22 protein-coding genes are annotated in these 26,751 nt (G+C 74.9%); 11 read left to right on the top strand and 11 right to left on the bottom strand.

Annotated elements, in window-relative coordinates:
• Positions 1-12 precede the first annotated feature (12 nt).
• Positions 13-891, bottom strand: coding sequence for a helix-turn-helix transcriptional regulator (locus QCD66_RS23265; RefSeq protein ID WP_364212621.1), 879 nt, complete (start codon positions 889-891; stop codon positions 13-15).
• A gap of 254 nt (positions 892-1,145) precedes the next feature.
• On the opposite strand from QCD66_RS23265, the gene QCD66_RS23260 reads away from it, so the two are divergent.
• Positions 1,146-2,141 carry an NAD(P)-dependent alcohol dehydrogenase gene (locus QCD66_RS23260; RefSeq protein WP_375735422.1) on the top strand — a complete coding sequence of 332 codons (996 nt, stop codon included), beginning with the start codon at positions 1,146-1,148 and terminating at the stop codon, positions 2,139-2,141.
• Between the two features lie 130 nt (positions 2,142-2,271).
• Here QCD66_RS23260 and QCD66_RS23255 read toward each other — a convergent pair whose 3' ends face one another.
• From QCD66_RS23255 to QCD66_RS23230, 6 genes are all read right to left on the bottom strand, one after another.
• Positions 2,272-2,820 (bottom strand): AAA family ATPase, encoded by a 549-nt coding sequence (locus QCD66_RS23255; protein WP_375735421.1) that lies wholly within the window; start codon positions 2,818-2,820, stop codon positions 2,272-2,274.
• A 70-nt stretch (positions 2,821-2,890) separates the two neighbouring features.
• Positions 2,891-4,747, bottom strand: coding sequence for an ATP-binding cassette domain-containing protein (locus QCD66_RS23250; RefSeq protein ID WP_375735420.1), 1,857 nt, complete (start codon positions 4,745-4,747; stop codon positions 2,891-2,893).
• Positions 4,744-6,669 (bottom strand): ATP-binding cassette domain-containing protein, encoded by a 1,926-nt coding sequence (locus QCD66_RS23245; RefSeq protein ID WP_375735419.1) that lies wholly within the window; start codon positions 6,667-6,669, stop codon positions 4,744-4,746. Before QCD66_RS23245 ends, QCD66_RS23250 begins: the two co-directional genes overlap by 4 nt.
• Before the next feature lie 64 nt (positions 6,670-6,733).
• Entirely contained in the window at positions 6,734-7,621 is an 888-nt protein-coding gene (locus tag QCD66_RS23240) for an LLM class flavin-dependent oxidoreductase (protein WP_375735418.1), read from the bottom strand.
• Complete coding sequence (locus QCD66_RS23235; protein WP_375735417.1) at positions 7,618-9,039, bottom strand: flavin monoamine oxidase family protein; 1,422 nt, start codon at positions 9,037-9,039, stop codon at positions 7,618-7,620. The genes QCD66_RS23240 and QCD66_RS23235 overlap by 4 nt, the downstream gene beginning before the upstream one ends.
• The gene (locus QCD66_RS23230; RefSeq protein ID WP_375735434.1) at positions 9,036-10,163 is read right to left on the bottom strand and encodes an SRPBCC family protein; all 1,128 of its coding nucleotides are present in this window, start codon (positions 10,161-10,163) and stop codon (positions 9,036-9,038) included. The genes QCD66_RS23235 and QCD66_RS23230 overlap by 4 nt, the downstream gene beginning before the upstream one ends.
• Positions 10,164-10,315: 152 nt before the next feature.
• Between QCD66_RS23230 and QCD66_RS23225 the strand changes: the two genes are divergently transcribed.
• The gene (locus QCD66_RS23225) at positions 10,316-12,022 is read left to right on the top strand and encodes a condensation domain-containing protein (protein ID WP_375735416.1); all 1,707 of its coding nucleotides are present in this window, start codon (positions 10,316-10,318) and stop codon (positions 12,020-12,022) included.
• A gap of 5 nt (positions 12,023-12,027) precedes the next feature.
• Here QCD66_RS23225 and QCD66_RS23220 read toward each other — a convergent pair whose 3' ends face one another.
• From QCD66_RS23220 to QCD66_RS23210, 3 genes are all read right to left on the bottom strand, one after another.
• On the bottom strand, positions 12,028-12,303 hold the full coding sequence (locus QCD66_RS23220; RefSeq protein ID WP_364212600.1) for an acyl carrier protein: 276 nt from the start codon (positions 12,301-12,303) through the stop codon (positions 12,028-12,030).
• Positions 12,296-14,176: an AMP-binding protein gene (locus QCD66_RS23215; RefSeq protein WP_375735415.1), complete on the bottom strand. Its 1,881-nt coding sequence runs from the start codon at positions 14,174-14,176 to the stop codon at positions 12,296-12,298. Before QCD66_RS23215 ends, QCD66_RS23220 begins: the two co-directional genes overlap by 8 nt.
• A 164-nt stretch (positions 14,177-14,340) precedes the next feature.
• Entirely contained in the window at positions 14,341-15,402 is a 1,062-nt protein-coding gene (locus QCD66_RS23210; RefSeq protein WP_364212594.1) for a hypothetical protein, read from the bottom strand.
• Between the two features lie 166 nt (positions 15,403-15,568).
• On the opposite strand from QCD66_RS23210, the gene QCD66_RS23205 reads away from it, so the two are divergent.
• Positions 15,569-15,751, top strand: a complete 183-nt coding sequence (locus QCD66_RS23205; RefSeq protein WP_364212591.1) for a hypothetical protein — start codon at positions 15,569-15,571, stop codon at positions 15,749-15,751.
• 100 nt (positions 15,752-15,851) lie between these two features.
• On the opposite strand, the gene QCD66_RS23200 is transcribed toward QCD66_RS23205, so the two are convergent.
• Positions 15,852-16,529 (bottom strand): class I SAM-dependent methyltransferase, encoded by a 678-nt coding sequence (locus QCD66_RS23200; RefSeq protein ID WP_375735414.1) that lies wholly within the window; start codon positions 16,527-16,529, stop codon positions 15,852-15,854.
• 130 nt (positions 16,530-16,659) lie between these two features.
• Here QCD66_RS23200 and QCD66_RS23195 point away from each other — a divergent pair, with 130 nt between their 5' ends.
• The 8 genes from QCD66_RS23195 (at position 16,660) to QCD66_RS23160 (ending at position 26,590) form a co-directional block, all read left to right on the top strand.
• Positions 16,660-17,838: a histidine kinase gene (locus QCD66_RS23195; protein ID WP_364212586.1), complete on the top strand. Its 1,179-nt coding sequence runs from the start codon at positions 16,660-16,662 to the stop codon at positions 17,836-17,838.
• The gene (locus tag QCD66_RS23190) at positions 17,835-18,527 is read left to right on the top strand and encodes a response regulator transcription factor (protein WP_364212583.1); all 693 of its coding nucleotides are present in this window, start codon (positions 17,835-17,837) and stop codon (positions 18,525-18,527) included. The genes QCD66_RS23195 and QCD66_RS23190 overlap by 4 nt, the downstream gene beginning before the upstream one ends.
• A gap of 85 nt (positions 18,528-18,612) precedes the next feature.
• Complete coding sequence (locus tag QCD66_RS23185; RefSeq protein ID WP_375735413.1) at positions 18,613-19,389, top strand: hypothetical protein; 777 nt, start codon at positions 18,613-18,615, stop codon at positions 19,387-19,389.
• 181 nt (positions 19,390-19,570) lie between these two features.
• Positions 19,571-20,065 carry a hypothetical protein gene (locus tag QCD66_RS23180; protein ID WP_364212577.1) on the top strand — a complete coding sequence of 165 codons (495 nt, stop codon included), beginning with the start codon at positions 19,571-19,573 and terminating at the stop codon, positions 20,063-20,065.
• Positions 20,062-21,144 (top strand): phosphate ABC transporter permease subunit PstC, encoded by a 1,083-nt coding sequence (gene pstC / locus QCD66_RS23175; protein ID WP_375735412.1) that lies wholly within the window; start codon positions 20,062-20,064, stop codon positions 21,142-21,144. Before QCD66_RS23180 ends, pstC begins: the two co-directional genes overlap by 4 nt.
• A 1-nt stretch (position 21,145) precedes the next feature.
• Entirely contained in the window at positions 21,146-22,399 is a 1,254-nt protein-coding gene (gene pstA, locus QCD66_RS23170; RefSeq protein WP_364212574.1) for a phosphate ABC transporter permease PstA, read from the top strand.
• Positions 22,392-24,026, top strand: coding sequence for a phosphate ABC transporter substrate-binding protein PstS (locus QCD66_RS23165; RefSeq protein WP_375736851.1), 1,635 nt, complete (start codon positions 22,392-22,394; stop codon positions 24,024-24,026). The genes pstA and QCD66_RS23165 overlap by 8 nt, the downstream gene beginning before the upstream one ends.
• Positions 24,023-26,590: a hypothetical protein gene (locus QCD66_RS23160; RefSeq protein ID WP_375736852.1), complete on the top strand. Its 2,568-nt coding sequence runs from the start codon at positions 24,023-24,025 to the stop codon at positions 26,588-26,590. The genes QCD66_RS23165 and QCD66_RS23160 overlap by 4 nt, the downstream gene beginning before the upstream one ends.
• Positions 26,591-26,751 lie beyond the last annotated feature (161 nt).

The following is a 26,751-nucleotide window of genomic DNA, read 5'->3' as shown; positions in this document are numbered from 1 at the left end:
CGCACGGTGACCCTAACGATCCGACGCCGAGAGGCTGGCGTCGCTGGCGCTGGCGGCCCAGGAGGCGAGGAGCGTGAGCGCGTGCGCGGTCGACGAGTCGGGTTCGGCGGCGTAGATGGTCATGGTGAGGTCCGGTTCGGCACGCAGTTCCATGCTCTCGTAGGCCAGCGCGAGGTCGCCCACGATGTGGTGGTGGAAGTGCTTGACGCCGGTGCCGTGGATGCGCACGTTGTGCGCGCCCCAGCGGCGGCGGAAGTCGTCGCTGCGGGTGGACAACTCGCCGACCAGGTCGTGCAGGCCCTTGTCATGGGGGTCTATCCCGGCCGCGGTGCGCAGGTTGGCCACCGTCATGTCGGCGAACAGGTCCCAGTCGGGGTAGAAGCGCCGGGCGGCGCTGTCGAGGAACGTGAACCGGGCGAAGTTCGGCGCCGCGGTGGGGTCGGTGTAGAAGTCGCTGTGCATGGCCCGGCCGAGCAGGTTCGCGGCGAGCAGATCCGACCGGTTGTTCACCACGATCGCCGGAGTGGTGATGGCGTCCAGCGACCACTGCAGGCTGGGCCGCACGGTCCGCCGCTTCGGGCGTCGACTCGTCCGCAGCAGCGCGTTGCTGCCGTTGGCCTCCTGCGCCAGGCGCGACAGGTGGGCGCGTTCGGCGTCGTCGAGTTGCAGGGCGCGGGCGATCGCCTCGAGCACACCGGCCGAGACCCCGGCCAGCGAGCCGCGCTCGAGCTTGGCGTAGTACTCCACGCTCACCCCGGCCAGCGCGGCGACCTCGCCGCGGCGCAGCCCGGGTACGCGGCGCCGCCCGGTGTCCGGGATCCCGGCCCGTTCCGGGGTGATCTTGGCGCGGCGCGAGGTGAGGAACTCGTGCACTTCGACTCGGTTGTTCACATCCCCGACCGTACGACGCACCTCGCTGAACTGGGATGTACTGCCGGTACACCTCTCAACAGAGACTCCCGCCCGAACGCCCGGCGCGGTTTCCTTGGATGAGGATCCGGGTCCCCACTGAACTGGCCGCACCACCGCACCTGTGATCAGCTAAGACCGACCGGTCATCACCATGTAACTGGAGGAACACCATTTCCACCGTCAACACCCGCCTCGTCAACGCCATCGCCGCGACCTCGGCCACCGAACCGCTCGTGCGCACCACGATCGAGCGGCGCGACGTCGGGCCGCGCGACGTCCTCATCGAGATCCGCTACGCCGGCATCTGCCACTCCGACATCCACACCGTCCGCGGAGAGTGGGGCGCCGTGCCGTACCCGCTCACCGTCGGCCACGAGATCGTCGGGCGGGTCGCGCAGGTCGGCGCCGAGGTCACCCGGCATGCCGTCGGCGACCGGGTCGGCGTCGGCTGCATGGTCAACTCCTGCCGGGAGTGCGACAACTGCCGCGCCGGGCAGGAGCAGTACTGCCTGAAGGGCAACACCCAGACGTACGCCGGCGTCGACCGCGACGGCACCGTCACCCAGGGCGGGTACTCCACGCACGTCGTCGTCGACGAGGACTTCGTGCTGCGGGTGCCGGAGAACATCCCGTACGAGACCGCCGCCCCGCTGCTGTGCGCGGGCATCACCACGTACTCGCCGCTGGCGCACTGGAACGCCGGTCCGGGCAAGAAGGTCGCCGTGGTCGGCCTCGGCGGCCTGGGTCACCTGGCCGTCAAGATCGCCGCCGCGATGGGCGCCGAGGTCACCGTGCTGTCGCAGACGCTGGGCAAGAAGGACGACGGCCTCGCCTTCGGCGCCGGGCACTACCACGCCACCAACGACCCGGCGACCTTCGAGGCGCTGAGGAACAGCTTCGACCTGATCATCAACACCGTCAGCGCGCCGATCGACATGGCCGCCTACCTGAGCCTGCTCCGCCTGGACGGCACCCTGGTCAGCGTGGGCGCCCCGCCGCAGCCGCTGCCGGTGCCCGTGTTCACGCTGTTCGCCAACCGCCGCTCGTTCGCCGGCTCCAGCATCGGCAGCATCGCCGAGACCCAGGAGATGCTCGACTTCTGCGCCGAGCGCGGCATCGCGCCCGAGGTCGAGATCATCAGCGCCGACGCGGTGAACGAGGCGTACGAGCGGGTGCTCGCCTCGGACGTGCGGTACCGGTTCGTCATCGACATCGACACCCTGCGCTGACCCGGCACCGGCAGCAAGGGAACATCCGGGGCCGCGCAGGCCCCCGCCCGCCCAAAGGGGTCGGCCGTCCGGTGCACCGTCACGGCGGCCGGCCCCGCGAGGGCGTCCCACGGCGACCTCGCCGCGGGGCCTAGCCGTGCCGGGTCTGCTCCAGGGCGGCGAGGACCGTGCCCAGCCGGCCGTCGAGCGGTCCGCTCAGCTCCAGCACCGGGGTGTCCTCCCAGGCGTTCAGCGGGTCGTCGTAGGCCAGTTCCAGCAGCGCGTCATTCATCCGGCTACGAAGGCCGGGCAGCTCCGCCGCCGGCATGACCCGCTCCGTCTCGGGCGTGATCACCGTGACGACGAGCAGATCGAGACTCGCGAACGCCGGGCGGAGCAGCGCGGCGTCGCCCTCCTCCGCGGGGTCCGCGCCGGTCGCGGCCAGGTATGCGAGGTAGTCCAGCGGGGTCCGGTCGAAGATCGTTCCCGAGGGTGCCGGCGGCGAGCACAGACTCCGTACCGAGCGGGTCAGCAACGCCCGGTAGTCCTCCGGCGAAGGCGGGAACTGGAACTCGTATCCCTCCTCCTCGAGCAGGTAGTACGGCTCGTCCGCCGCGACGTGACCCGGCAGGTGCGCGCACAGCGCCTCGACCAGCGTCGTCTTCCCGGTCCCGTGCGTCCCGGAGATCCCGACCCGCATCCGCGCTCCTGCCCTTCGGACGATTTCGCGCGATCATAACCATGGTCGGTGGCCCGGAAGCCGCCGTGCATCAGTCGTCCGCGCCCGCCGGCCGGCCCCGCCGGGTGTACGCCTCGGCCTGCATCCGGTAGAGCGTGGCGTACCGGCCGTCGGGGATGGCCGTCAGCTCCCGGTGGCTGCCCGCCTCGACGAGCCGGCCGTGGTGCAGGGTGAGGATGAGGTCCGCACCGGTGACGGTGGAGAACCGGTGCGAGACGATGACCGTGACGGCACCGGTCTCGGCGGCGCGGCGGCGGGAGCGTTCCATCTGCCGGTCGAAGATCTCCTGCTCGCTCGGGGCGTCGAGGGACGCGGTCGGTTCGTCGAGCAGGAACAGCAGCGGTCGCGGGCGCATCGCGGCCCGGGCCAGGGCGGTCTTCTGCCACTGCCCCTCGGACAGGTCGGTGCCGCCGAAGGACGCGTCGAGTTCGGTGTCGAGACCGTCCGGCAGCCGGTCGACCAGACCGGTCGCGTCGGCCTCCCGTACCGCCGCCGCGATCCGTTCCCGGTCGGTGCGGTGCGGCAGGTCGCCGACGCCGACGTTCTCGCCGAACCGGGTCGGGAACCGGCCGAAGTCCTGGAACGTGGCGCTGATCCGGGTGCGCCAGGCCGCGGTCTCCAACTCGTCGAGCGGTATCCCGTCGACGAGGATCCGTCCGCTGTCCGGCCGGTAGAGCTTGCCGAGGAGCTTGACGAGGGTGGTCTTGCCGGAGCCGTACTCGCCGACCAGGGCGACCACCGACCCGGCCGGCAGGTGCACGCTGACCTCGGCCAGCGCCGGGCCGGTCGCGCCCGGATAGCGGTAGCCGACCCGGTCGAGGGTGATCCCGTGGGCCAGCCGGGCCGGTGCGGGCGTCGTCGCCCCGGTCCGGTCCCGGTTGGCGCGTACGTAGTCACGCAGCCACAGGTACGGTTCGATCACGCGGCCGGCGCTGGCGACGTTGGTGGTGTAGTGGACCCCGGTCGACACCGACTGCCGCAGCGCGGCGGCGACGGTGACGGCGAGCACGAGGTCGCCGGCGGAACCGGTGCCGTTGGCGGCCTGGTGCACGACCAGGGCCAGGGCGGCGCCGAAGCCGGCGGTGAACAGCAGCCAGCCGGTCGTCCGCCAGCCGGCGGCGACCAGCCGGGCCCGGAACCGTTGGCGCATCGCCTCGTCCCAGGCGCCGGCCTGGCGGCGGGCAATCTCGTCGCCCGTACCCGCGACGCGGATCTCCTTGCCGCTGGCGGGGTCGGTGGCCAGGTCGAACAGGTGCCGCTGGCGACGGATCGGTTCGGCGGTGGCGAGGTCGGCCCGGATGACGGCGTTGTTGCCGCGCTGGTCGAACCACAGCGGTACGGCGGCGAACGCCAGCAGGCACAGCAGCCACGGGTTCACCGTGCCGAGCAGGAGCAGCATGACGGTGAGTTCGAGTACGGCGAACAGGACGCCGTTGGCGGACCACAGGCTCAGGACGATCTCCCAGCCGGCGTTGCGGAGCAGGGTGAGCCGGTCCTGGAAGTCGGTCCGTTCCAGGTGTTCGAGGCCGTCGAGGGTGGTGATGGCGCGGTGGATGCGCGGGTTGAGGTCGAGGACGGCGACCTTGCCGATGAGGATCCCGGCGGTGTGCGAGTCCAGTGCGCCGAGCACGATGCCCGCCGCGCCGGCCAGCCCCGCCGCGATGGCGGCGACGACGGCGGCGGGGGGATCCGCGGCGATCAGGGCATCGACGGCCGCCCGCAGGGCGAGTGCGCCGCCGGTGACCGCGGCCGCCATCCCGGCGGGGATGACGAACTGCATGGCGGTCAACACCGGGGCGCGGCGCCAGGAGTCCACCAGCAGTTCGGCCCACAGGAGCAGGTAGCGGCGGATGGACCCGGTGCGGTCCGTCCCCGGCCGGCCGGTCATCCGTGGCCGCCGCTCGTGGTGGCGGTCGGTGCGCCGGATCCGGCCGTCGTCGTCGCCGGCCCGGTCGCCGGCCCGGTCGCCGGCCCGGTCGCCGGTTCGGTGGCGAACCGGCGGGCCTGGATCGCGAACAGTTCGGCGTACCGGCCCCGCCGGGCGACCAGTTCGTCGTGGCTGCCGCTCTCGGTGATCCGGCCGCCGTCGAGGAGCACGATCCGGTCGGCCTGGCGGACCGTGGACAGGCGGTGCGAGATCAGCACCACGCTCGCCCCGCCCCGGTTCGTGGCCAGCCGGTTGAAGACCTCGAACTCGGTGCGGACGTCGAGGTGCGCGGTCGGCTCGTCGAGGACCAGCAGGTCGGCACCCATCCGTACGGCGTAGCGGGCGCGGGCGAGCACGACCTGCTGCCACTGGCCGCCGGAGAGGTCGACCCCGCCGGTCGCTGTGCGGGCCAGCGGGGTGTCCCAGCCGGCGGGGAGCCGGGCCAGCACCGGGGCGAGGCCGGCGTCGCCGGCGGCGGCGTCGAGCACGGCCGGATCGGGCGGCTGGTCGCCGCGACCGAGTACGACGTTGTCGCGGGCCGGCAGGTGGTAGCGGACGAAGTCCTGGAAGACGATGGCCAGCCGGCGCCGCCAGGCGGTCGCGCCGATGGTGGCGATGTCGACGCCGTCGGCGGTGATCCGGCCCTCGTCGGGCTCGTACAGCCCGGCCAGGAGCTTGATCAGGGTCGACTTGCCGGCACCGTTCAGGCCGACCACGGCGAGCAGTTCACCGGGCCGGATCTCCAGGTCCAGATGGTCGAGCACCGGCCGCCGGGCGTTCGGGTAGCCGAACGAGACCCCTTCGAAGCGGACGAGCGCCGGCCGGGCGGGGCGTACCGGGGTGGCGGGATCCGCGCCCGCCGCCGGGAGCGGGGCCGGGGCGGGCAGCCGCTCGGCGAGGTCCACGGTGGCGCGCAGGCATCCGGCCGCCGAGACCGCCACCCGCAGGTCCTCGCTCCAGCCCAGCGCCTGGAAGATCGCCACGCCGGCGGCCAGTACCGCGGTGGCGGCGACGACCCGGTCCGGTCCCGCCGGTGCACCGGCCGCGCCGGCGGCGACCACCGCGTAGCCGGTTACCAGGGGTACGCCGACCAGCAGCAGTTGGCCGGCCTCGCGCGGGATCGCCCGGGCCAGCGATGCCCAGACCGGAGCGTCGCCGGCCAGGGCGTGCCGCCGGATCCGCCGGGTCAGCCAGTCGCCGAGGCCGTAGATCCGGATGTCCTTGCCCTCGGCCGGCGACGTCGCCGCGTCCTGCCACCGCTGCTGGCGGGCCCCGGCGACGGCCCCCTCCCGCCAGACCGCGACCGCCCGGGCCGCGTCCCGCTGCCGGAAGAACCCGTTCACCACGGCGGGAAGCAACAGCAGCGGCACCAGCCAGCCGGCGTAGCGGGCCAGGACCAGGCAGCCACCGGCGACGCCGACGAGGTTGCCGGCCAGCCGCAGGCCGGCGACCGCGCCCGCGCCGGGGGTGTGTTCGGTCCAGTTCTCCGGATCGGCGCGGGCCGCCCGGATCAGCGCCTGGACCTGCGGATCCTCGAGCGGGGCAATGGTTTCGCCGGCGGCGGCGAGGCCGGCGACGCGGGCCCGGTGGGCGCCGTCGACGCGGGCCGTGGCCAGGAACGCCAGCGGCGCCACCGCGGTGTCCACGACGTGGCCGAGCAGCAGCACCAGGACGAACGCGAGCAGCGGCAGCGCCAGCACCGACAGCGCCGCGCCGGTGGGTACGGCGGCCTGGATGCGGCCGACGAGGTGGGCCATCGCGACCGCGCTCGCCGGCGGCAACAGGGCGCCGAGGACGAGGAGCAGCACCAGTACGGCGGTCAGCGGCGCCCGGGCGGTGCGCAGGGCGCCGGCCAGGAGCCGGGCGTCGGTCAGGATCGTCACCGGGTGCCTCCTCGTCCTTCGCCGGCCGGGGCCGGGGGCTGCCCGCGACGGCGGGGTGCCGGGGTCATGGCCGGGGCGGTTCCTGGCCGGCCCACGACCAGGCCTGCCGGGGATCGCGGCGCCACGGGTCGAAGGACTCCAGCCACCAGGTGGCGCCGGCGTCGCGGTAGCCGGCGGCCAGGGCCCGGGCGCGGGGCCGGTCGTCGGGCGGCAGCCGGCCGGGCACCGCCACCGTCCATCCGGGCGGGTGGTCGGGCACCGCGGCCAGGATGGCGGCGAGTTCGGCGCGGTCCGGTCCACGCAGCCCGCCGCCGGGCTCGCGGACCATCGGGACGACGCCGTCCCGGCGGGCCGCCCGCGCCAGCGGACCCGGGCCGTGGGCCGGCCAGGTGGCGGCGACCCAGACCGGGATCCGGGGCCGCTGCACGGGGCGGGGCAGGAACGTGACCCGGTCCAGCCGGAACCGGTCGCCGTGGTGGCTGACCTCCTGCCCGCTCCACAACCGGTCCAGCAGCGCCAGCGACTCGTCGACCCGCCGGGCCCGTACGGCCGGGGCCGGGTCGAGGCCGAAGGCGGCGAAGTCCGTGTCGGCGCTGGCGCCGAGGCCGACACCGAGGACGAGCCGGCCACCGGAGAGGTGGTCGAGGGTGACCGTCTCCCGGGCGACCTTCCACGGCTGCCGCTGGGCGAGTGGGACGACCAGGGGGCCGCCGCGGATCCGCCGGGTGCCGGCCAGGATCGCGGTGACGGCCGTCCAGGAGTCGGCCAGCGGCAGCCGGGTGGCCCGGTCGAGCAGCAGGTGGTCCCAGAGGAACACGCCGTCCCACCCGGAATCGTCGGCGGCCCGGGCGAGCTGGAGCAGCCGGCCCGGGTCGGCGTAGTAGCCGGCGTTCGGCAGCAGCAGACCGAACCGCAGCCCGTCGGCCACCGGCGGCGGGACGTCCCGGGTCACCGGACCACCCGGCCGGTGGCCGCGTCGGCGGCGACGATCTGCCGGGCCGCCCGCTGCCCGGACCGGACCGCACCCTCCAGGTGGCCGTAGAACTCGGGGCTGCGCTCGGTGCCGGCCCAGAGCACCGGCCCGTCCGGCGCGGTCGCCGACCACGCTGGCCGGCCGGCCGTCGTCCACCAGCCCGGCTCGGGTACGGCCGCGTAGCAGCCCTCGACCGTCGGCTCGGCCTGCCAGTCCCGTTCGAGCAGGGCCAGTGGCCGCCGGGCCGCGGGACCGAACCAGCCGGCGAGCCGGTCGAGCACCGCCGCCCGGCGGACGGCCGGGGCCTGGGCGGCGTACCGGTGGGCGTCCGGGCCGGTGACGAAGCCGACGAGCACTCCGAGCCCGGCGCGGCCGGCCGAGTCGTCCACGACGTACCGCAGCGGGCCGGTGCCGGCGGTCACCCAGCCGGACAGGCCGGCGTCGGTCCAGAACGGACAGTCGTAGACCAGGTGCAGCTTGACCGTGGCGCCCATGGTCCGGGCCGGGGCCGGTGGCTGCCGGACACCGGGCGGAAGCGACCGGATCCGGGCCGCCGGGCCGGGTGGCACCGCGACGACCACCCACGCGCAGCGGACGGCGAGGCCGGGGCCGACGACCCGGACCGGGTGGGAACCGTCGCCGGGGCGCAGGTCGGTGACCGGGGTGCCGAGCCGGACCGGTCGGGCCAGCGCCGCCGCCATCCGGTCGGCGAGCAGGTGGGCGCCGCCGGCGATCCGGTCCTGTTGGGCGCCGCCGGAGAACGCGGTCAGGTAGTGCAGCCCGCCACCGGAGGACAGGTAGAACAGCAGGTGCAGCAGGCTGACGTCGGCCGGGTCGGCGGCGAGCATCTGCCGGACCAGCAGGTCGACCAGGAGCCGGGCGTCGGGGTGGGCGAGTTCGCGGGCGGCCCATCCGGCGACGGTCAGCCGGTCGAGTTCGGCGGCGTCCGCGGCGGTCCGGGGATCGGTGGGCGGTACGTCGGCGGCGAGGTCGTCGAGCCGGTCGAGCGCGTCGCCGACGGCGAGTGCGTTGAACGCCGGGCGGCCGGCGTCGGCCCGGACCGGTTCACTGCGCAGGTCGTAGAGGTTCACCCCGGGGGCGGCGGTCGGGATCAGGGGCAGCCCGAACCGGCGGGCCAGCTCCCGTACCCGGGTGTGGCGGGTGCCGACGTAGGCGCCGCCGGCGTCGAGCGCCTGCCCGTACCGGTGGTGGCTGGCGGTCCTCCCGCCGACCCGCGGTAGTGCCTCGACGACCTGGACCCGCCGTCCGGCGGCTTCGAGTTCGGTGGCGGCGGCCAGGCCGGCGAGGCCGGCACCGACGACCACCACGTCCACTACGTCAACCACGTCCACCGTGGGCTCCACCGGGCCGGTGCCGGCCGGAAGGCCGCCGGTCACGGCGCCGGCTCCACGGTGGGTCTGGCCGGTGACAGCGGCCCGCCGGTCCGGTACGCGGTGGCGACCCGGACGAGGAAGGTGTGCAGCAGGTCCTCGTGCGGGGCCAGCGGCCCGGGCCGGTAGCCGCCGCCGGAGATTCCGCGCTGCACCGATTCGCAGGCGGCCCAGTCCTGCCGGTTCGTGGTGTGCCAGAAGTCGACGGCGTAGCCGGGGTCGGTGCCGGCGGCGACCAGTTCGGCCGGGAGGAGCCATTCGCATTCGACCCGGGTCCGGTCCGTCGCCACCGGGACCAGCCGGTGGGTGACCAGGTGGTCCGGGGTCGCCGTGACGAACAGGTCGGGCGGCAGCAGGTGGTAGCGGACCTGGCGGGCGGCGTCCTCGTCGAGTCGCGGGAAGGTCCAGCCGGGGCCGGTCCCGTCCAGCGACATGGCGTTGGCCGAGTTACGCAGGTCGAGGTGCCCGCCGAGCCAGCCATCGGTCGGGGTGAAGCTCTCCCCGCCCTCGGTGCGCTGCACCCGGCTGAGCTGCGGGTGGGTGCTCGGGCAGTGGTAGCACTCCAGGTAGTTCTCCACGACCAGTTTCCAGTTCGCGGCGACGTCGTAGCTCCGGCTGGCGACGACCCGAAGCTCCTCCGGCCGGTACGGGGCGAGCACGCTGTCGAGATCGCCGACCACGTCGGGCAGCGGTGGCGCGTCGCCGGACAGGTCGGCGAACAGCCAGCCCCGCCACTGTGCCGACCGGACCGGCAGCAGGTCGAGGTCGGCGTCCGGCGGCGGGTCGTACCGGGGTGCGTTGCGCAGAGTGCCGTCGAGCCGGTAGACCCAGGCGTGGTAGGCGCACCAGACGGTCGGACGGCGGACCACGCAGTCGCGGGCGACGAGTTCGTGACCCCGGTGCCGGCAGGTGTTGCGGAAGGTGCGCAGCCGCCCGGCGGCGTCGCGTACGACGAGCACGCCGGCGCCGGCGACGTCGAGGCCGGCCTGGTCGCCGGGCTCGGCGAGCCGGTCGGCCCGGCCGAGGCAGGTCCAGCCGCCGCGCCAGAACCGGTCGCGCTCGAAGGCGAACACCCGGTCGCTGGTGTAGGCGGCGGCGGGCAGCCCGCGCGCCCGGCCGGCCGGGCGCAGCGTCGCCGCCAGCTCCTCCGGTGGCAGCAGCGGCGGCCCCGCGGATCCGCCCAATGTGGATCCCGCCGGCACCGTCCTGTCAGGACCGTCGGCGGCAGCCGCGCCGGCCGTCACCGTCGGCTCCCCGTCGCCGGCCGTGGCATCATCGTCCGGTGGCCGGAGGCGTGGAGGTTCGGCGGGCACCGCTCGGCGGCGCCCAGCAGTTCGAGTGGTGGAAGCTGCTCACCGGAAGCTGCAACGCCATCACCGTCTCCTACCGGCCCGATCCGCCGATCCCGCACCGGCACGCGGTGGCGGTGCTGCGCGACCTGGTCGCCGCGCACGAGGCGCTGCGCACCACGTTCCGGCTCGACGACGCCGGCTCGCCGGTCCAGGTCGTGCACGCCGCAGCCGAGCCGGCGGTCCGGTTCTGCGACGACGACTCCGACGCCGCCCGGGACGCGTTCCGCAGGGCGCTGGCCGAGCCGCCGTTCACCGCCGCCGACACCGAACTGGTCCGGTTCGGCGTGGTCCGCTCCGGCGGTCGCGCCGTGGAACTGCTGGTGGTGGTCAGCCACGCCGTCTTCGACGGGCACAGCGAACGGCTCGTGCTCACCGGGCTGGCGGCGGCGTGCCGGGCGGTGCCCGCCGACCCGGCCGGCCGGGACCGGCCGGACACCGGCACCGCCGGTGCGGACGCCGACCCGCCGCCGGCCGGCGCCGTACGCCCCGGCGGCCACCAGCCCGCCGACTCGGCACTGGACGAGCGGTCCGGCGAGCTGGTGCCCGGCCGCGAGGCCGCGGAACGGTTCTGGCGCGACGAGGTACGCCGGATCCCGGCCCGCCTGTTCGTGCCGCTGCGCCCCGACGTGTTGCAGCGGTACGGCGCCAGCTACCGCTCCGCCACCCTGCCGGCGGCCCTGGTCCTCGCCGCCCGCCGGCACCGCACCAGTCCGGCGGTGGTCTACTCGGCGCTGGTGCACGCCCTGCTGGCGATCATGTCCGGTGCCCCGTCGACCGTCGTACGCGACCACTTCGGCGGGCGGACCGGCCGGGAGCGCGAGGTGGTCGGCTGCTACCACTGCATCCTGCCGACCACGGTCGATGTCTCCGACCGGCCGACGGTGGGCACGCTGATCGAGCGGCTGCGCCTGCGGATGCTGCGGGTGCAGAGCCGGTACCGGCTGGGACAGTTGACGCTGCGCGAGATCCTGGCCACGGAGGAGCGGCGGCGCGGTGTCGCGTTCGCGTCCGGGACGACGGTCAACTTCGACCACGGCCCCGAGCTGACCGAGCTCCAGCGGCGCGACGACCGGGAGCTGACCGGCCTGCTGGCCACGGCCGGCGAGCTGGAGCTGGGGATGGGCCGCAACGAGACGAGGATCGACCGGGAGGGTTTCGACTCCTACCTGATGACCACCGTCGAGTCGGGTGCGATGTGGGTCCTGGCCAGCTTCAACGGCATGGTCTTCGACCCGGCGCAGATGCGGGCCCTGCTGGCCGGCCCGGAACGGATCCTGCGGACCCATCTCGACGGCCCGGACCTGACCCTGGACCAGGTCGCGGCCCGGCTCGGCGCGGACATCGGCGATCCGGTGCGGGCCGACCTGCGCCCCGGGGAGGAGCCGGCGGACGCCCGGGTCGACGGCGACCCGGGCCGGCCGGCGCTGGCGGCGCTGCGCGGTGCGGTGGCCCGGTTCAACGGGCTCGACGACGCCGACCCGCGGCACTGCTACCTGGCGGCCGGTGGCCGGCTGCTGCTGGTGCCGGCGGTCCTCGACCGGCTCGCCGCCGACGGCTGGTCGGGCCTGGTACCGGACGACTTCGCCACGCCGCAACCACTGACCCGGCTCGCGGGGCGGCTGCGTCGGGTCGGCTGACCCGGTCATGCCGGCGTACCGGGCCCGGACCCGTCCACCGCCGGCGTGGTGGATCCGGCCAGCCGGGACGCCAGGTCGCGGAAGTCGGCGGCCTCGAAGAACACGGTGACGTCGAGTTCGACGCCGAGCCGGGCCTCCAGCCGCAGGAACAGGTCCGTGGCCTGCGCCGAGTCGCCGCCGAGGTCGAAGAAGTTCTCCCCGGCGGCGACGTCGCGGCCGAACACGTCGGCGCAGATGGCGAGGAGCTCCGCCAGGTGGCGGTCCGGTGCCGGCTCACCCATGACGGGGCTCCGTCCGACCGTCGGCGGGACCGGTGGGGCCGGAACCGGTAGGGCCGGCGGCCGCCGAGCCGGCGGGCCGCAGCAGGTCGGCCAGGCCGCGCGGCGTACGCCACTCGAACAGGTCGACGAAGGTGAGTTCGACGTCGAAGCGGCGGTAGAGGCGGGAGATGAGCCGGGCGGCGAGGATCGAGTCGCCACCGGCGTCGAAGAAGTCGTCGTCCGGGCCGTGGGAGCGGTCGAGGACCCGGCTGAAGATCGCCGTGACGTCGGCGACGACGGGGTCGCCGACCACCTCCGGCCCGCCGCCGTCACCAGCGTCGTCGGGAGCGAGCGCCGCGTGGTCGACCTTGCCGTTCGGCAGCATCGGCAGCGCGGTACGCACCGACCAGCGGGTCGGCACCAGATGGGCGGGCAGCCGGTCGTGCAGCCAGGCGGCCAGCTCCGGCCCGGTCACGGCCGTCCCCGACCGGGGCACGACGGCGGCCGCGAGTCGCCGGCCGCCGGTGGCCGCGTCGATCCCGTACGCCGCGACGGCGACCAGCCCCGGATGGCCGAGCAGGGCCCGTTCCACCGCCTCCGGCTCCACCCGGTGGCCGCGTATCTTGAGCTGCCGGTCGACCCGGCCGACGTAGGCGAGCTGGCCGTCGGCGCCGGCCGTCACCAGGTCACCGGTGCGGAACAGTCGGTCACCGCCGGCGCCCGGTACGGGGCCGAACCGCCGCGCGGTGGCCCCCGGCCGGGCCCGGTATCCGAGGCTGAGCCCCGGCCCGCCGACGTACAGTTCGGCGACCGGGGAGCCGGGTGCCGTCGGGACGAGTACCTGACGTACGTGCGGCAGGGGCCGGCCGATCGGCACCGGCACGTCGTCGGGCAGTCGGCGGCCGGTGGCGCCGCCGAGTTCGGCCTGGTGGGTGACCAGGACGGTTTCGGTCTGGCCGTACGTGTTGACCAGCCGGACCCGGTCGGGCACCAGTTCGCACCAGGCGCGGACCGGTCCGGCGGCCACCTCCTCGCCGCCGATGACGACCAGACGCAGCGACGGCGGCAGCGGCCGACCGGTCGTCCGGAGGAAGTCCACCACCTCGTACCAGAACGAGGTGGGCAGGTCGACGACGGTGACGCCGTTCCGCTCGACCGCCGTGAGCAGCCCGGTCACGGTGCCGTCGGTGGCCCGCCGGTCGATGACGAGGGCCGCCCCGCCGAGCAGCGTCGGGTAGGTCTCCTCGCCGCTGGTGTCCCAGGTCGGTGCCGCGAAGCTGAGGAACCGGTCGCCGGGCCCGATCCGCCAGGACTCGAGCAGGGCGGTGGCGGCCGTCGCCAGGGCCCGGTGCCCGACCAGGACGCCTTTGGCGGGGCCGGTGGACCCGGAGGTGTGGATGATGTACGCCAGCCCGCCGGTCGCCGGCCGGAGGGGTGCCGCGGCGGTGCCCGGTCCGGGGGCCGGCGCGGGTTCGACGATCCGCAGCGGCAGGCCGGCGGTGACGGCCGGGGGGAGTGGCGCGGCGGGCACGATCCGCCGCAGGCCGCAGGTCCGCACGATGTCGCGCAGCCGGTCCGGCGGGTCGGCGGGATCCAGCGGCACGTACGCGCCACCGGCCCGCAGCACCGCGAGCAGTGCGCCGATCCCGGTGGCCGAGCGTTGTACGGCCACTCCGACCGGTTCGCCGGCCGCGACGCCGTCGTCGAGCAGCGCCGACGCCGTCGCCGTGACGTCGCGCCACAGGGTGCGGTAGTCGATGACCGTCCCGTTCTCGACCAGCGCGACGGCGTCCGGGGTCCGGGCCACCACCTCTTCCAGCAGGTCGATGACGACCGCCGCGGCCGGGCCGACCGACGGCGCCTCCTCGTGGACCGGCGCCTGGTTCGTGGGCATCGGACTCCTTCCCGGCCGCCGGGGGCGACGGGGCGGGGTGTGGCCGTGCGGGCCGGGACGCGCGGGCGCGCCTCTTCGCGCGCTGCCCGCCCGGATGGGGAGTCGAAGCGTTTCGACCAGCGAGAAAGTAGCCGGTCGCCGGCCGGCCGGTCAATGGCGTCCGGTCATCCTCCGGTGTGGACAGCGGCGTCGATCTGCTCGACCATCCGCCGCTCGGCGGCGGCGATCAGCCGCAACAGCTTCGGCACCTGGTGCAGGCCCCTGGCGACCAGGTCGGCGGCGGCCGGATCGACCACCTGACCCGACCGGGCACCGGCGAGCCACAGCGAGGCGGCGACGTCCCACTGCCGCGACACCGCGCGGACCCGGTCGGCGCACTCGCCCAGCGCCGGACGGCCGAGCCCGGCGACCCGGGACAGCCAGAGCGCGTGCCCGCGACGCATCGCGCCGAGGTCGGTGAAGCTGCTCACCGCCAGCTCCCGGCGGCGGCCGGCGTCGGGCTGGAAGTCCGGACCGGCCAGCCAGTCCGCCAGCCGGTCGGCGACCAGGCCGATCGCGGCGACCCCGTGCCGGTCGGACGGGTCGAGCATCGCGGCGACGTTGCGCCGGATCCGGTCCCGCCAGTTGCGGGCCAGCCAGCCGGCCGCTTCCTCGGCCGCGCCGGGCCGCACCGCCAGTTCCACGGTCGCGTACCGGGCCGCGCCGAGATGTGGCGAGTCGGCCCACCGGGCGAACCGGGACGGCTCGACGGTGCCGGCGAACCGGGACGCGGGGAAACTGTCCAGCACGTCGAGCCCGCTGCCGGTGGCGGAGGTGACCACCAGGTCGTGTGGCACGTGGGCGACGCGGTGGAACGGCGCGGGTTCGTAGTCGTACTGGTCGACGGTCACCGCGACCGGCCGCCCGTCGCGGGTCCGGTCGCGCAGGTGCCGGCACAGGTCCGGCAGGTCCGTGGCCCGCCACCGGGTCGGCGTGATTCCGGTGCCGGCCGGGCCGGTGGCCGGGGGCAGGGCGGGCCCGCTGCGGTACGACAGGGACAGCCCGTCGGCGACGCCCCGGTCGACGGTGACACCGAACGCCAGCTCGCCGAGGATCAGGTCCTCGGGATGGGCGACGCCGGCCAGGCCCAGCAGGGTGCCGAGTGCGGTGTCGTGGCAGTCACCGTGCCCGAACCCCGGTGCGGTGACGCGGTCGCCGTCGGCGGGCGGCCCGGGCGGTTGCCGCATCGGATCTCCTCGCTGCACCGTGGCCGGGCACCCGGACCCGGGCGACGATGACGGCCGTGGTGACGACGGCGCGACCGTACCGGACCCGCTGTCCCGGCCGTTTCACCGGCGTGCCGGCGGGTACGGGGCTCGCGGCAACCGAGGACGCGGAGGGACGGTGGGCGTGGTGAACGTGAGCAAGCTCGGGGACACGGTGGTCGACGCCGTGGCGGACGCCGCCGGGACGGTGGCCGACCCGCGTGCGGGGCTCGACCGGCTCCGTACCAACTTCCCCTCGCGGATGTTGGCCGTCCTGGCGGTCGGGGTGGCGATCGGATACCTGGTCGCCCGCTCCCGCCGCCACGCCTGACCCGCCCACCGGCCGGCCCGCCCGGCCGCTCGACGGGGTACGTGTCAACGGCGTGCGCGCGGGTCGTTCCTGGTCCCGGCTACGGAAGACGACGTACCGCTCACGTCCCGGCGACGCCCGCCCCGCAACGTGTCGCAGCCGGTGCACACCCGGAGCCTGTGCCCGCCGGGGCGGGTGGAGGACTCCCGGCGCCGGCCGGCCGGCGGCAGTGGTAGACCAGGGCCGGCGGCAGGTTGCCCCAGACGGTCCGGCCCACGGTCACCTCCTCGAACGCCCCGTCGAGCAGCCGGCGGAAGCGGCGCGCGGGCCGGGCCGGCAGCGCGTGCCGGTACGCGAAGGTGGTGAAGACACCGCCGGCGTCGAGCGCTCCCACCACGGCGTCGAGGATCGCCCGCTGGCGTCCGGCGGGAAAGGCGGCCCAGGGGAGTCCGCTGACCACCACGTCGACGGACGGCAGCCGGCGGTCCAGCAGCACCCGGCCGAGCGCGGCGGCGTCGGCGCGTACCACCTCGACCGCCGGGTGCCGGCGGGCCAGTCCGGCCGCGAAGGCCGGATTGACCTCGACCGCCACGTGGCGTCCCCGGCCGGCCAGCCGCCGCTGGATCGCCCGGGTGAACACCCCGGTCCCCGGGCCGAGTTCGACCACGACCGGATGTCCCGTACGGGGCACCGCCGCCGTGATGTCCGCGGCGAGCCCGGGCCCGCTGGGCAGCACCGCGCCGGTGGTGAACGGGTGCCGGACGAACTGGGCGAGGAAGGTCGGGGCGTCGCTGATCACAGCGGTCGACGCTAGGCGCGCGGCCGGGGCGCCACCGTCGTGCCGGTGGTCGGTGTCCCGGCCACCCGGAGGAGGCGAGGTGGCCGGTGGGAGGGCCGGTGGCCGGCGCCGGCCGCCGTATGGTGGGCCGGTGACGGAGGCGCGACGCCGCTGGTGGCCGGACGTCCTGCTCGGGCTGGTCACCGCCGGGCTGGGGCTGGCCGGCACCTGGATCGTCCAGCCCGGGGCGGCACGTGGGGACTGGGCGGGGATCGTCGTCGCGGTCCTCACCGGGCTCGCCCTGATCGCCGTACGGCGGCGGCCCTGGCCGGTGCTGGTCGTGGAGTCGGCACTGCTGCTCGTCGCCGTGGCGGCGACTCCGGCCGGCGGCGGCACCTCGTTGCTCGCCGCCGCGGTCGCGCTGGGTTACGTCGCGTACCGGTCCGGCCGTGCGTCGACCGCGGCGGCGTACGCGCTGTTCCTCGGCGTGGCGCTGGCCAACGTCCTGCTCCAGGGCGACGCGGCGGTGCGGTTCAGCGTCACCGGGGTGCTCAGCCTGATCATGCTGGCCGGCGTCGCCGCGGCGCCGGTGGCGTTCGGCCGCTACCTGCGCGGGGTACGCCTCGCCGCGGCGGCGGCCGAGGAGCGGGCCCGGGAGATGAGGGAACGCCGCGCCGCGGAGACCCGGGCCGCCCGTCTCGCCGAACGGGCGGCCATCGCCCGGGACCTGCACGACATCGTGGCCCACCACATCGCGGCGATCGCCCTGCGGGCCGGCGCGGCGCGGTACGCCGTGCAGCACACCGGCCGGACCGAGCCGGCGGTGGCCGCCCTCGGTGAGCTGCGCGAAACGGCCGGCCAGGTGCTGGACGAGCTGCGGGAACTGCTGGAGGTGCTGCGGGACCCGGAGACGGTCGAGCGGGACGGCCCGCAGGTGGAGCTGGAGCAGATGATCGGGGACGCCGCCCGCCGGGTGGGCGAGGCCGGTGTCACGGTCCGGGTGAGCGTTCCCGAGACGCTGTCCCGGGTGCCGCTGTCGGTGGGGACGACGGCCGCCCGCGTGGTGCAGGAGGCGCTGACCAACACCCTCAAGCACGCCGGGCCCGGAGCCACCGCCACGGTCGACATCCGGGTGGCCGACGGCACGCTGCTGCTGGAGGTGGTGGACAGCGGGGCGGTGCGGGAGCGTCCCGTGCTGCCCGCGTCCGGGTACGGGTTGGCCGGGATGCGGGAGCGGGTCGGCCTGCTCGGCGGCACGCTCACCGCCGCGGCCGCGGACAGCGGTGGCTGGCGGGTGTCGGCCCGGCTGCCGATCAGGGAGAACGCGTGATCAGGGTGCTGGTGGTCGACGACCAGAGACTCGTCCGGGCCGGGGTCGGCCTGTTGTTGCAGACGGCCGGCGGCTTCGAGGTGGTGGGCGAGGCCGGCGACGGCCACGAGGCCGTACGCCTCGCCGAGCGCCTGCGGCCCGACGTGATCCTCATGGACCTCCGGATGCCCCGGACGGACGGCATCGAGGCGACCCGACGCATCCTGGACCGGCAGCCGTCCGCCCGGGTGCTGGTGCTGACCACCTTCGCCGACGACGTCAACATCTACGGGGCGATCGGCGCGGGCGCGATCGGCTACCTGGTGAAGGACGGCGCCCCGGAGGAACTGGTGGACGCGGTGCGCCGGGCGGCGCGGGGCGAGACGTTGCTGGCGCCGCCGGTGCTGGCCCGCGTCCTGCGCCGGGCGCTCGCCGCCCACGACCGGGAACGGGGGCCCGACCGGTCGTGGGCGGCGCTGCGGTCGCTCAGCGCCCGGGAGCGGGAGGTGCTGGCCCTGGTCGGCGCCGGGCTGTCGAACGCCGAGATCGGTGTGCGGCTGCACCTGGGGGTCACCACCGTCAAGACGCACGTGTCCGCCGTGATGGAGAAGCTGGAGTTGCGTAACCGGGTGCAGGCGGCGGTGCTGGCGCACCGGCTCGGCCTGGTCGACGACGAGTTCAACCCGGTGCCGGAAGCGGGCGCACCGTAGGGGTCCGGCTCCCGTTCACCCGTTGTCCGTCTGGCGCGTGGTCCGGCGTGGACGTGCCGTCGCCGGTCGTCCGTACGACCGTCTGGTGAAGCCAATCCGAGTCCTTCGCCTGTTCGTCCACGCCGTCCTGGCGGTTGGTGCGGCCGTGTATCCGGTCGCGCGGACCGCGCCGGACCAGACCGTGTTCCTGGGGACCGTCCGGCTCGACCCGGGCAGCGGGTCCGTCGACACCACTCCCGTCTTCGCCTCCGGTGTGACGTCGGCGTCCTGCCCGGCCGGGTACGGCTCCGACGCGTTGTTGCGCATCGGCCGGCCCGGTGGGCCGTACACCAATCTCGCCCGCCCTCTCACCTCCGGCGGCTACGACCGGGCGGCGGTGACCGCCACGCCGAACCGGTCCTTCATGACCGCCCTCGGCGGCACCGCTCCGCAGGCCGGCGAGTGGTGGGTGGTGGCGGAGTGCTTCAGCCAGACGCAGGGGCAGCATCCGGGCCGGTTCGTCACCTCGATCACCGTCGCCGGCAGCGGCTGGCGCCTCAGCCCGGGCGGCGGTACGGCGGCAGCGGCGGCCACCGCGAACCCGGCGGGGGCGGCGTCGCCGTCGGCCGGACCGCAACCGTCGGCGCCGGACGTCGTACCGGAAGCCGGCCCCGGCACGGAGGCGGCGCCGGGCGCTCCCACGCCGCTACCCGTGGCCCGCACCGGGTCGGCCTCCCTCGGGGTGAGCCTGTGGTGGCTGGCGGGTGTCGTCGGTGTGCTGGCGCTGGTGGGAGTCGGGTGGCTGGCGACCCGGCCGGCCGCGGCGGCCGCCCGGACGGGCGGTGCGAACCACCCCCGTTCCCGATCCGGAGGTCATCCGTAAGCGGGGCATCGGTCATACGGATGGTTGATGTCCGCGTACTTTCTGTTCACCTTGCGCATGTCTGGCGTGAGTCCCGGTCTGCTGGTCCGGTCATCGAGCCTGCGCACGCTGACCGACGGCGGGGGCCGAGTTGGGGAGCCGGGCGATACGTGCCTCGGTACGGGCCAGGAAAGGCATCAGGATGCAGCGATCACGTTTCGTGTTCTTCGCCGTGCCGCCGCAGCGGGGGATCGACGGGGACGGTCCGCAGGCCGGCGTCTTCTGGATGCTGGTGTCGCCGAACAACCGCCCGCTCGGGCGGGGCAGCGGCTGTCATCCGACGTACGGCGAGTGCCGGGACGCCGTGGTGTGTCTCCAACAGGGACACGACCGGCTGCGGGTGAACGAGTCCACTGTAGAGCAGAACGGCCAGTGGTGCTGGTGGGCCGAACTCGACCGGGCCGTCGTCGCCGTCTCCAGCCGGTCGTACCTGCGCGGCCGGGAGTGCGCCTACAACGTCGAGCGGTTCCTCGAGGCCGTCCCGCAGGCCGCGATCGTCGACGGGACCCGCGGCACCGGACGGGACGGCCGGCGCGGCCGCGACGACGACCTCCGGCCGCAGTGGTCGGGACGTACCCCGCCGACGGGCATCCGCCCGGTGTCCCGCCCCGGGCAGCCGACCAGGACACCCCGGTGACGACCACGACGCTGCGCGGACCCGACGCCGCCCCGCCGCCGCCCACCGTCGCGGGCCCGCCCGCCGACCAGCCGGACGGCGCCCCCGGCCCCCGCCGCATCGTGCAGCGGCGCGGCGCGTCCGACCTGGTGTTCCGCGGCATCGCCCGGGCCGGGGGCGCGGCGGTGCTGTTCATCATGGTGCTCGTCGGGCTCTTCCTGACCATCCAGGCGTGGCCGGCGATCGAGGTGGCCGGCTGGCGGTTCCTGACCGTGCAGGACTGGGACCCGGCGGGCAACAACTTCGGCGTCGCCGGGGTGCTGACCGGCACGGTGCTCATCGCCCTGGTGGCGATCGCCATCTCGGTGCCGCTGGCGACCGGTGCCGCCCTCTACATCTCCGAGTACGCGCCCCGGCGGATCCGGCCGCTGCTGGTCAACCTGGTCGACCTGATGGCCGCCGTGCCGAGCGTCGTCTACGGCATCTGGGGCTTCTTCCTGCTCCAGCCACGGTTGCTGGTCGCCGGTGACCAGGGGGAGGGGCTGCCCCGCTGGCTGGCCACCTACCTCGGCTGGATACCACTGTTCAAGGTGGACGGTTACGACCCGCGTGACCCGGTGGCGAGCCCGACCGCGCTGACCTCGTCGACGTTCATCGCGGGTGTCGTCGTGGCGATGATGGTCGCCCCGATCATCACCTCGGTCATGCGCGAGGTGTTCTCCCAGGCACCGGTCGGCGAGCGGGAGGGCGCGTACGCCCTCGGCGCGACCCGCTGGGGCATGATCCGGTCGGTCGTGTTGCCGTTCGGCCGTGGCGGCATGATCGGCGGCACCATGCTCGGGCTCGGCCGGGCGCTGGGCGAGACGATCGCCGTCTACCTCATCGTGTCGATGGTCTTCGTCGTGCAGCCGCACATCCTGCAGAACGGTGCCGGCTCGATCTCCGCGCTGATCGCGCTGCGGTACGGCGACTCGACCGCCCTGGGGATCGCCGCCCTGATGGCCGCCGGTCTGGTGCTGTTCCTGATGACCCTCGTGGTCAACTTCGTGGCGTCGATCGTCATCAGCCGCAGCCGCTCCGGCGCCGCGAGCGAGGTGTGACGTGTCGACATCGCCTGATCTGACCAAGGCCGGACCGGCCGTGCCGGGGTCGACGGTGCTGCCGGCCGCCGAACCCCGCCCCGACGTCCCCGAGCGGCGCCGGGTGATCGGACGGCCGCGCCGCACCGACGGCTTCGCGCTGGCCGGTGCCGCCGTCGCCGGCGTGAGCCTGACCGCCCTGCTGTTCACCCGGCTGGCGCCGTTCGACGGCGTACTCGGCTTCGTGGTCGTGTCCTACCTGGCGTTCCTCGGCTTCTACACCCTGCTCGTCTCGTTCGACGAGAGCGGGCCGACGGTCCGCGACCGGCTCGCGGCCGCCGTGGTGCACAGCCTCGCCGCCCTGATGCTGCTGGCGCTGGTCGTGGTCGTCGTGTTCACCCTGTGGCGGGGCCGCGAGGCCCTCGTCTACCTCAACTTCTTCGCCGACGACATGGGGCGGGCCGGGCCGTTGCAGCCGCTGAGCGTCGGCGGGATCCGGCACGCGATCATCGGCACCCTCATGCAGATCGCCATCGCGCTCGCGGTCACCGTACCGCTGGGCCTGGTCTGCGCGGTCTTCCTCAGCGAACTCCCCGGCCCGTTCAGCCGGCTGGTCCGCACGATCGCCGAGGCGATGACCGCGCTGCCGTCGGTCGTCGCCGGGCTGTTCGTCTACGCCACCGTCGTCCTCGCCCTCGGGATGGGCAAGTCCGGGTTCGCCGCGTCGCTCGCGCTCGGCGTGATGATGCTGCCGATCATGATCCGGGCCGCCGACGTGGTGATCAGGCTGGTGCCCGGCACCCTGCGGGAGGCGTCGCTCGCGCTGGGCGCCTCGCAGTGGCGGACCATCTGGCACGTGGTCGTGCCGACCGCCCGCTCCGGCCTGACCACGGCGGTCATCCTCGGCACCGCACGCGGCATCGGCGAGACGTCCCCGGTCCTGCTCACCGCCGGCTTCGCCGCCTACACCAACGCCAACCCCACCAGCGGCCCCCAGACGTCGCTGCCGCTGTTCGTCTTCGACGCCGTACGTCGCCCGGACGAGGCGATGATCGCGCGCGGCTTCGGGGCGGCCGCCGTACTGATGGGGCTGGTCCTGATCCTGTTCGCGATCGCCCGACTGGTCGGCGGGCGGGCGCCCGGCCAGCTCGGCCGCCGCGCGGCCCGCGCCCGGGCCCGGGCGTCCCGCCGCGACGCGGCCCGGTTCGCCGCCCGCGCCCGGGCCCGTCAGGCACCCGGAGTCCACGCAAGTGACAGCGAGGTAAGTGATGCGTAGCAGCCGTTCCCTCCTGGCCGCCCTCGCGGCGGTCATGGTCGTGCTGGCGGCGGCGCCGGTGCCCGCCCGGGCCGCCCCGACCCTGGTGCAGATCAGCGGCACCGGCTCGTCGTGGAGCGCCAACGCGCTCGACAACTGGCGGCGCAACGTCGAGCAGCGCGGCATCTACGTCAACTACGACGCGACCGGCTCGACCGACGGCCGCAACCAGTTCCGCAACGGAACCTCGGACTTCGGCGTCTCGGAGATCCCGTACGGCCTGCGGGACGTCTTCGGCGGTTCGGACCTGCGGCCGGACCGCGGGTTCGGGTACATGCCGATCGTCGCCGGCGGCACGGCGTTCATGTACAACCTGACCATCGGCGGCCGGCGGGTCACCAACCTGCGGCTGTCCGGCGAGGTCATCGCCAAGATCTTCACCGGGGCCATCAAACGCTGGAACGACCCGCAGATCGCCGCGCACAACCCCGGACTGACCCTGCCGGCCCGCAACATCGTCCCGGTGGTGCGGCAGGACGGCTCGGGCACCAGCGCCCAACTGACCCTGTGGATGAGCAAGCAGCACCCGCAGATCTGGAACGCCTACTGCGCCAGGTTCGGCAAGCCCGCGCCGTGCGGCATCACCTCCACCTACCCGTTCCGGTCCGCCGACGGGTTCGTCGGGGCCACCGGCTCGACCGGCGTCTCCGGCTACGTCGGACAGGACAACGCCGAGGGCGCCATCACCTACGTCGAGTACTCGTACGCGCTCAACGCCCGGTTCCCGGTCGTCAAGATGCTCAACGCGGCGAACTACTACGTCGAACCGACGGCCGCGAACGTCGCCGTCGCGCTGACCCGGGCGACCATCAACGACAACCCGTCGTCGCCGGACTACCTGACCCAGATCCTCGACGGGGTCTACACCTACGACGACCCGCGCGTCTATCCGCTGTCGTCGTACTCGTACATGATCGTTCCACAGCGGATCGAGATGAACGTCACCGAGGACAAGGGCTTCACCCTCGCCTCCTTCGCGAACTACTTCCTGTGCGAGGGCCAGCAGCAGGCCGACGTCCTGGGCTACTCGCCGCTGCCGATCAACCTGGTCCGGGCCGGCATGGAGCAGGTCCGCAAGATCCCCGGGGCGCCGCAGCGGAACATCGGCATCGAGAACTGCAACAACCCGACGTTCTCCCGCGACGGCACCAACACGCTGGCCCGCAACGCGCCCCAACCGGCCGCCTGCGACCGGCAGGGGCCGACGCAGAGTCCCACCGGCACCGCCGGCGCCCGGCAGGAGACGCCGGTCAAGGCCGCCGCCCGGTGCGGCACGGGCGGGGCCAACCCACGCCCCGGCGGACCCACGCCGTCCGGCGGCCCGTCGGCCGCACCGTCGGCGACCGCGACCGGCGACCCGACCGGCGGCCTCGTCGACCCGGAGACCGGCGAGGTCGTCGACCCCGGCACCGGCGGCGGCGGCGAACAGGTCGCCGCCGTACCGGTGTCCCTCGACGGCGAGGGCGGCTGGCGGCTGCGGCACACGGTGATGCTGATCGCCGGCGTCCTGCTGGTCGGCGTACTGTTCGGCCCACCGCTGCTGGCACACACCCTCGCCGGGCGCCGCGACCGCGGAGACCGGCGATGACCGCCCGCCGGACCCGGACCGCCCGCCGGACCCGCGTCGCCACGCTCGTCCTCGGCCTGCTGGCCCTCGCACCGCTGCTGGCCGTACCGCCGGCGGCCGGGCCCGCGCGCGGCGAGGACGGCGCCGGCTCGGCCGTCACCGTCCCCGGCCGGGCCGACGGGTACGAGGACTTCTCCGCCCTCCGGATCACCGTCTCGCAGACCCGGGACCTGACCAACCAGGCGGTCCTGGTCACCTGGACCGGCGCCGAACCGACCCCGCGCAACCGGCCGGTCGGCGTCGACTACCTCCAGCTGATGCAGTGCTGGGGCGACCCGCAGGCCCCCGACGACCCGCTCGGCCTGGCGTTCCGGGAGACCTGCCAGTTCGGTCTCGGCCTGCCGCAGCCGGCGATGGCCCAGGGCTCGGACGCGCCGGCCGGCAAGAACGCCAGCCGGCGGCGGCTCGACGCTATCGCCGGCTACCCGCACCCCGACCCCGCCGAGCCGCTGCCCGCCGACGCGCAGATGGTGCCGTTCCGGACCGTCGGCGGCGCCCGGACCCCGGACGGCAGCCCACGGCAGCCGTTCGGCACCAAACCCAACCCCAACGTCCCCGGCGGCACGATGGACCAGACCGACGACGACGTCCTGCGGGCCCACTTCAACGAGGCGTCGACGAACGAGTACCCCTACGCGCTCAGCGCCGCCGACGGCACCGGCCGGGTCGCCTTCGAGGTACAGAACGCGGCGCGCGCGCCCCACCTCGGCTGCGGCGCCCCGGCCGGCGCGGGACCCCGCCGCTGCCACCTCGTGATCGTGCCGCGCGGCCGCCACGACCCGTACGCCGGCACCGACGTCTCCACCACCGCCGCGGTCCACGGCTCACCGTTCAGCCTGCCGGTGTGGCGGCACCGGATCGTGGTCCCGCTGGACTTCCGGGCGGTCGGCGCCGCCTGCTCGCTGACCCAGGCCGAACGGCGTACCGCCGGCACCGAACTCGTCGCCGAGGCGATCACCTCCTGGCAGCCGGCCCTGTGCGCCAACTCGGGCCCGGTCATCGGCTACTCGGCGATCGGTGACTTCGAGGCGCAGAACCAGGTGCTGTCGCCGTCCGCCGGCGCACCCGGCGTGGTGTTCAGCTCCGCCCCCGTGCCCGGCAGCGAACCGCCGCTGGTGCACGCCCCGGTCGCCGCCAGCGGCGTCGTCGTCGCCTTCAACGTCGACGGCAACCTCGACCCGTACGCCTCCGGCGGGGAACAGGAGCGGCTGCGCGGCGCGGTGCTGTCCCAGCTCCGCCTGACCCCGCGGCTGGTCGCCAAACTCCTCACCCAGTCGTACCGCCGCGACGTGTCCGGCATCGGCGGCCCGGCCGGCAACCCCAACAGCATCAAGTACGACAAGGAGTTCCTGGACCTCAACCCGGTCTTCCGGTTCTGGGACCAGACCCCCTCGGCGACCCTCAACGGGCTGATGACCCCGGTCGGCAACTCGATGGCGACCCGGGAACTGTGGCGGTGGGTCCTCGCCGACCCGGCGGCCCGCGCCTGGCTGGCCGGCACCGCCGACGACCAGGGCACCGGCAGGCCCGGCATGGTGGTCAATCCGGCCTACCAGCGGCTGTTCGCCGCCGGAGCCGTCGACTACTTCCCGAAGGCCGACCAGACCTGCGCCAAGGAGTCCTTCCAGGACGTCGAGTACACCAACTGCACACTGGACTACCGGCCGTACGCCGGCTCCCTCGGCGAAGCCGCCCTGCTGACCCTGCGCGCCGACAGCAAGGGCACCGCCGTACCGTTGCAGACGATCAACCTGCCCGCCGGCGAACAGCCGAAGTGGACCCGGATCGCGCGCCAGGAGCCCGGCTTCCGGCTGGCGATGTCGGTCACCGACTCCGCCTCCGCCGCCCGGTACGGCCTGCACACCGCCGAACTCTGCGCCGCCGCACCCGACGCGGCCGGCACGTACGTCGCCACCGACTGCCGAAGCGCGACCACCGCGCAGATGACGACCGCACTGTCGGCCATGGCACCGACCGAGGTGCCGGGCGTGGTGGCCGTCGACCCGGAACGGGCCCGGGCCACCCCGGGCGCGTACCCGCTGACCATGGTCACCTACGCGATCGCGAACACCGCCGCCCCGGCCGACGCCCGACGCGACTACGCGGCGATGCTGCGGCACGCCGCCGGCCCCGGCCAGACCCCGGGGGTCGCACCCGGCAACCTGCCCGAAGGGTACGTGCCGTTGCCGCAGCCGATGCGCGACCTGACCCGCACCGCCGCCGACACCCTCGGAAAGGCGACCGCGCCGACGACCCCACCGCCCGGCGGGGAGGCCCCGGCCGGGCCGCCGCCGGCCGGCGGCCCGCCGACCGGCGTACCGGCCACCGGGACACCGCCGTCGCCCGGTCCGGTCGCACCGTCGCCGGCCCCGTCCGTCCGGCCCGCCGCCGGAACCACCCTCGGCAGCGCCGCCGGAGCGATCCGGTACGTACTCGTCGGCGCGCTCGTCGTCGGCCTGCTCGGCGGCGTGGCCGGCCCCGTACTGCGCCGCCTGGCCGTCCGCGCACCCCGGAACCGTCCATGAACGACGGTCTCGGGCCGGCCCACCGGTCCGCCAACAGTCGTTCATCCGGCCTACGTGTTGGCGGAAGACAGCGGCCCGAAACGTTCGCCCGCACGCGGTTTCGGCCACCGGCACGGCGACAGACGATTCTCCCGACTCACCTGTCACCAGAAAGGGAGCAA

Origin of the sequence: Polymorphospora sp. A560 (assembly GCF_045781765.1) — a bacterium.
GTDB lineage: Bacteria > Actinomycetota > Actinomycetes > Mycobacteriales > Micromonosporaceae > Polymorphospora > Polymorphospora lycopeni.
The sequence above is the reverse complement of the archived record's forward strand: the minus strand, read 5'-3'. Positions and strand labels throughout refer to the sequence as shown.

What these genes read in the sequence shown, in the direction of transcription:
- QCD66_RS23255 (WP_375735421.1), bottom strand. Translation starts at nt 2,820, where the DNA reads ATGCGGGTCGGGATCTCCGGGACGCACGGGACCGGGAAGACGACGCTG.
- QCD66_RS23250 (WP_375735420.1), bottom strand. Translation starts at nt 4,747, where the DNA reads ATGACCGGCCGGCCGGGGACGGACCGCACCGGGTCCATCCGCCGCTAC.
- QCD66_RS23220 (WP_364212600.1), bottom strand. Translation starts at nt 12,303, where the DNA reads ATGGGTGAGCCGGCACCGGACCGCCACCTGGCGGAGCTCCTCGCCATC.
- QCD66_RS23215 (WP_375735415.1), bottom strand. Translation starts at nt 14,176, where the DNA reads ATGCCCACGAACCAGGCGCCGGTCCACGAGGAGGCGCCGTCGGTCGGC.
- QCD66_RS23210 (WP_364212594.1), bottom strand. Translation starts at nt 15,402, where the DNA reads ATGCGGCAACCGCCCGGGCCGCCCGCCGACGGCGACCGCGTCACCGCA.
- QCD66_RS23180 (WP_364212577.1), top strand. Translation starts at nt 19,571, where the DNA reads ATGCAGCGATCACGTTTCGTGTTCTTCGCCGTGCCGCCGCAGCGGGGG.
- QCD66_RS23165 (WP_375736851.1), top strand. Translation starts at nt 22,392, where the DNA reads ATGCGTAGCAGCCGTTCCCTCCTGGCCGCCCTCGCGGCGGTCATGGTC.
- QCD66_RS23160 (WP_375736852.1), top strand. Translation starts at nt 24,023, where the DNA reads ATGACCGCCCGCCGGACCCGGACCGCCCGCCGGACCCGCGTCGCCACG.